Annotated in this window: 3 protein-coding genes and 2 pseudogenes; 4 read left to right on the plus strand and 1 reads right to left on the minus strand. The window is 57.1% G+C overall.

The window, feature by feature from the left end; translation table 11 throughout:
- The 3 genes and pseudogenes from HF921_RS07495 to gyrB all read left to right on the plus strand — a co-directional run.
- Positions 1 to 351: pseudogene (locus tag HF921_RS07495) on the plus strand (DNA polymerase III subunit beta); the annotation flags it as partial.
- Position 352: 1 nt separating this feature from the next.
- Entirely contained in the window at positions 353 to 1,411 is a 1,059-nt protein-coding gene (gene recF / locus HF921_RS07500) for a DNA replication/repair protein RecF (RefSeq protein ID WP_064219568.1), read from the plus strand.
- Positions 1,408 to 3,810, plus strand: coding sequence for a DNA topoisomerase (ATP-hydrolyzing) subunit B (gyrB, locus tag HF921_RS07505; RefSeq protein WP_215893603.1), 2,403 nt, complete (start codon positions 1,408 to 1,410; stop codon positions 3,808 to 3,810). The genes recF and gyrB overlap by 4 nt, the downstream gene beginning before the upstream one ends.
- On the opposite strand, the gene HF921_RS07510 is transcribed toward gyrB, so the two are convergent.
- Complete coding sequence (locus tag HF921_RS07510; protein WP_226817455.1) at positions 3,811 to 4,602, minus strand: UDP-2,3-diacylglucosamine diphosphatase; 792 nt, start codon at positions 4,600 to 4,602, stop codon at positions 3,811 to 3,813. It abuts the gene before it with no gap.
- 57 nt (positions 4,603 to 4,659) lie between these two features.
- Here HF921_RS07510 and HF921_RS07515 point away from each other — a divergent pair.
- Positions 4,660 to 5,064 (plus strand): annotated as a pseudogene (locus HF921_RS07515) (pyridine nucleotide-disulfide oxidoreductase); the annotation flags it as partial.

Below are 5,064 nucleotides of genomic sequence, written 5' to 3' on the forward strand. Positions count from 1 at the left end.
GGACATCCTCGCTTCGCCATACTTAATCGCCAGACCTTCAAAAGCGCCTTGCAACAAAGCGATGTCCTGGTGAGCGACCGTAATCCGACCACCCATCTACACCTCAGCAACAACCAGATGACCCTGCGCAGTTGCAATGAGGAACAGGAGGAAGGCGAGATCCAAATCCCCGTCGAGTACCAGAATGATACTCTAAATATCGCTTTCAACAGTCGTTATCTCACGGATACCACCCAGATATTCGCCCAGGAAAATTTGCGGATGCGCGTCAAGGATAGCGACAGCAGCGCAGTTTTTACTCCGGTAGATGGAGATAACCCCCTGTATATCATTATGCCTGTCCGCCTCTGAAATGCCCCTGGAGGCCCTGCACATCCAATCGGTGCGTTGCATAAAAACCCTGGATCTGAAAGCGGATCAACGGTGGAACTGGTTGATCGGCGCCAATGGTGCGGGAAAAAGCTCCGTGCTGGAGGCCATCCATATCCTCGGCACGGGGCAAACCTGGCGACGCAATCCCCGCCATGTGCAGCGGGAGGATGACAACGAATATTTGGTCAGCGCCCACCTGCCTGATCATTTTCTCGCCCTGCGTCGACGTGGCGAAACGCGGGAAATACGCTATGATGGTGAATCGCTCGCTTCAGCCTGGATGCTGCTCGACATTCTGCCACTGCAAAGTCTGCACGATGACAATAGCCATTTTGTTGCGGGAACGGCGGAAGACCGCCGACGTGTACTGGATTGGGGCATTTATTACGCGGATCACTACTATGGCACGGTGTTTCGCCAGTACCGGCGGGCTTTGCAACAGCGCAACGCCTGGCTGAAAAGCGGTTATGGTCAGCAACCCTGGGATGACGGCGTCATTGCCACCGGTGAAGAAATCCAGCAGCGGCGGCAAGCGCATCTGGCCACGGTGCAGCCCGAAGTTGCCACCCTCTGGGAACGTTGGTCCGGATCACTTTCCGGACTTAGCCTGCATCTGCACAGTGGCTGGAAAGAGGGCTTGGCGCTGGGTGATTGCCTGCTGCGGGATCAGGAACAGGATCGCGAAATGGGTTACACCCACAGCGGCCCGCACCGCGCCAATCTGGCGTTTCGGGTGCGCGGCAAAGCGGCACTGGATATTCTTTCGCGCGGCCAGTTGCGGGTACTGGGTCTGGCCTATCGCCTGGCGCAGGTGAAGATCCTGAAGCAGGCAGGCTTGCCCCTGCCGACCATACTGATTGACGATTTTGCGGCGGAGCTCGATGCTTCGGCGCGAGATTGGTGGGTGAAAGAGCTTGATCTGCTGGGTGTGCAGGTCTTTGCCGCCGTCACCGCGGCCGGGCAGATTCCGGCGGCGGTGAGTCGTGGTGGTCATTTTTGTCTGGCGGCAGGCCAGCTTGAGAAGGAAACAGCATCATGACGGGAATATACGATTCTACCAGTATCCAGGTATTGAAAGGGCTGGAAGCAGTACGCAAACGCCCCGGCATGTATATCGGTGATACCGATGATGGCAGCGGTCTGCACCACATGGTTTTTGAGGTGGTGGACAACGCCATCGACGAGGCGCTCGGCGGTTATTGCGACGCCATCGTTGTTACCATCCATGATGACGAATCGGTCAGCGTCAGCGATAACGGTCGCGGTATTCCTGTCGACATTCACGCCGAAGAGGGGCGGTCTGCTGTCGAAGTCATCATGACCGTACTGCATGCCGGTGGTAAATTTAATGACAATGCCTACAAGGTTTCCGGCGGTCTGCACGGGGTCGGTGTCTCGGTAGTGAACGCCCTTTCAGAAACGCTCCAGTTGCGTATATTCCGCGATGGCTATGTCTGGACCCAGGAATATCATGATGGCGAACCCCAGGCACCCGTTGCCCGCGGTGAGGCGTCACGCAAGCATGGCAGTACCATCCGCTTCAAACCCTCGCCTCAGGTTTTTGCCGATACGCATTTCCACTTCGAGATTATCGCTAAGCGCTTGCGCGAGCTGGCTTTTCTCAATTCCGGCGTGCACATCACCCTGCTGGATGAACGGGGCGGACGGGAAGAAGTTTTCCATTACGAAGGCGGTATCCGCGCCTTTGTGGAGCATCTCAACCGCAGCAAAACCGCCATTCATCCCACTGTGATCACCCTTAGCGGCGAGCGCGACGGCATTGTCGTTGAAGCCGCCCTGCAATGGAATGAAGGCTATAGCGAGGCGGTGCTCTGCTTCACCAACAATATTCCCCAGACCGATGGGGGTACGCATCTGGCGGGCTTTCGCGGCGCGCTGACCCGTACTCTGAATCAATATATGGAACGGGAAGGCATCATCGCCAAGGCTAAGGTGGTGATGAGTGGCGAAGATACGCGTGAAGGCCTGACGGCGGTGCTTTCCGTCAAGGTACCGGATCCCAAATTTTCTTCGCAGACCAAGGAAAAGCTGGTTTCCAGCGAGGTCAAGCCGATCGTGGAGTCTTCCATGTCCGAGGCGCTGACGATATTTTTGGATGAGCACCCCAAAGAGGCGCAGGCGATTGCCGCCAAAATTGTCGAAGCGGCACGGGCGCGGGAAGCCGCTCGCCGGGCAAGGGAACTGACGCGCCGCAAGGGCGCGCTGGATATCGCCAACCTCCCCGGCAAACTGGCCGACTGCCAGGAGAAAGACCCGGCCAAGTGCGAAATTTATCTGGTGGAGGGCGATTCCGCCGGCGGCTCCGCCAAACAGGGCCGTGATCGTCGGCATCAGGCTATCCTGCCCTTGAAGGGTAAAATCCTCAATGTGGAACGGGCGCGTTTTGATAAAATGCTTTCGTCGGATGAGATCGGTACCCTCATTACGGCCTTGGGCACCGGTATTGGCGCTGGGGATTTTGATGTGGCCAAGTTGCGTTATCACCGCGTCATCATCATGACCGATGCGGATGTCGACGGCAGCCATATCCGCACCCTGCTGCTGACCTTCTTCTACCGGCAGATGCCCGAACTGGTGGCGCGCGGCCATATTTATATCGCCCAGCCACCTCTCTACAAGGTCAAGAAAGGCAAGGATGAGCGCTATATCAAGGACGACATCGAATTGGCCGCCTACCTGCGCGAAATTGCTATGCAGGGCGCCCAATTCCGTCCTGCGGCGGATGCTGAGCCGGTAACTGAGGAGCAACTGGCCGGCATGATGCGTCAATACCAGAATATCGAGGCTTTGGTGCAGCGCTTGGAGCGGCGCTATCCCGGTACCCTGCTTTGGGCGCTGGCCACGTTGCCGCCTGTTGTTACGGAGTCGGCGGATAGCGCCGCCTGGGACGATTTCGCGCGACGGCTCCGCGCGGCATTGGAGCTCAACGCCCTGCCCGCCGAACATTACACGGTGGAGCGGGTGGGCGAAGCAGAGGCCTTGCGCCTGGTGGTCCGCCGCGAACATCACGGCAGTCAGGAACTACGTTTCTTTGATCAGGATTTCTTTGCCGGTGGTGAATACCGGCATCTGGCGGATTATGCGCGGGTGATTGAAGGTAATATCCGTGCCGGCGCGCGGATGGAACGCGGCGAGCGAGGGCTTACCGTCAGCCGTTTCCGTGCGGCTATGGACTGGCTTATGGCTGACGCCCGTCGGGGTATCGAGATTCAGCGCTACAAGGGTCTGGGTGAAATGAATCCGGAACAGCTTTGGGAGACCACCATGAACGCCGAAAACCGGCGTCTGGTGCGGGTGGATGTGGAAGACTCCATCGCTGCCGACGAGGTCTTTTCCATGCTCATGGGCGATGCCGTGGAACCGCGTCGCCGCTTTATTGAGGATAATGCACGTTTCGTATCGCGACTCGATATCTGATTACGCGGCAATATGCTGATCAAAACGCAGGGGGGGTATGGGCCAATGGATGATTTCCATGCGCCCGTCGGTATGTTCGACCAGCGCGGTACAGCTCTCGACCCAGTCGCCGTCGTTGTAATAGAGGACGCCGTCAATAGTTTTTTGCTCGGCATGGTGGATATGGCCGCAGATCACGCCAGCGTAACCGCGGCGTGAGGTTTCTTCGGCCAGCAGGTGTTCGTAGTCGTTGATAAACTGCACCGCTTTTTTTACTCGGTATTTGATGTAAGCGCTCAGGGACCAGTGACGGCGCAGGCCCAGGCGCCGGAACGCACTTTGCAGCAGCCGGTTGCTCCAGAGCAACAGGGTATAGCCATGATCGCCCAGACGAATGAGCCAGGTGGCGTAACGCATGGCGGCATCGAACTGATCACCATGGATGACCCAGAGCTTTTTGCCATCGGCGGTCTCATGCACTGCTTCCCGGAGGATGGCAATGTCGCCAAGGGCAAGGGCGTTGCCCTGGTTTTGCACGTAGTCGGAGAGCAACTCGTAGACGGGATCGTGATTGCCGCAGACATAACGTACTATTACCCCGGAGCGGGCCAGACGGAGCACCTTCTGGACCACCGTATTATGGTTGCGAGGCCAGTACCAGCGCACTTTGAGGCGCCACAGATCGATGATGTCGCCGACCAGATAGAGCTGCTGGCAGGAGTTGTGGCGAAGAAAGTCCAAAAGGCTCTCCGCCTGACAGCCGCGGGTGCCGAGATGGACGTCTGATAAAAATATGCTGCGATAATGGGCCATGGGGCCATCCTGAAAAGGTGACATAACCACATATTGCCAGCAAAATATGACAGTTTGATGAAAGCTGGCCGCAGTGTAGTTGCCGGTATGCCTCTGGAGATCATGGTGCTTAACCAGTTTAATTTTGAATACAAAGAACTTTTTACTGCTGAAGGTCTTGTGCGTCTGGATGGAGAATTTCTTCGATCCCTGGCGGAAAAGGACAAAACCCTGGCGGAAAATTTGCAAATCTACCGTGCGGCAGGCGCTCAGCCTGCTGATAAGGCCCAGAGTGAGTTTTTGTTATGTCTTGCGCCGCATCTTGAGCGGTTTATCGCCCGGCTTTTTTGTGTGGAGCCGGAGGTGGCGGAGTTGCAGGCCCGGACCCGCAGCCATGATGTCGTCATGGATTTCAAGAAGCATTTCGTGCTGCGCCGCGCGCGGCGTTACCGGGGCGAGTTTTCCGAATCTTTTGCTGATCTC

The organism is Acidithiobacillus ferriphilus (genome assembly GCF_018854775.1).
Taxonomy (GTDB): domain Bacteria; phylum Pseudomonadota; class Gammaproteobacteria; order Acidithiobacillales; family Acidithiobacillaceae; genus Acidithiobacillus; species Acidithiobacillus ferriphilus.

What these genes read in the sequence shown, in the direction of transcription:
- recF (WP_064219568.1), top strand. Translation starts at nt 353, where the DNA reads ATGCCCCTGGAGGCCCTGCACATCCAATCGGTGCGTTGCATAAAAACC.
- gyrB (WP_215893603.1), top strand. Translation starts at nt 1,408, where the DNA reads ATGACGGGAATATACGATTCTACCAGTATCCAGGTATTGAAAGGGCTG.
- HF921_RS07510 (WP_226817455.1), bottom strand. Translation starts at nt 4,602, where the DNA reads ATGGCCCATTATCGCAGCATATTTTTATCAGACGTCCATCTCGGCACC.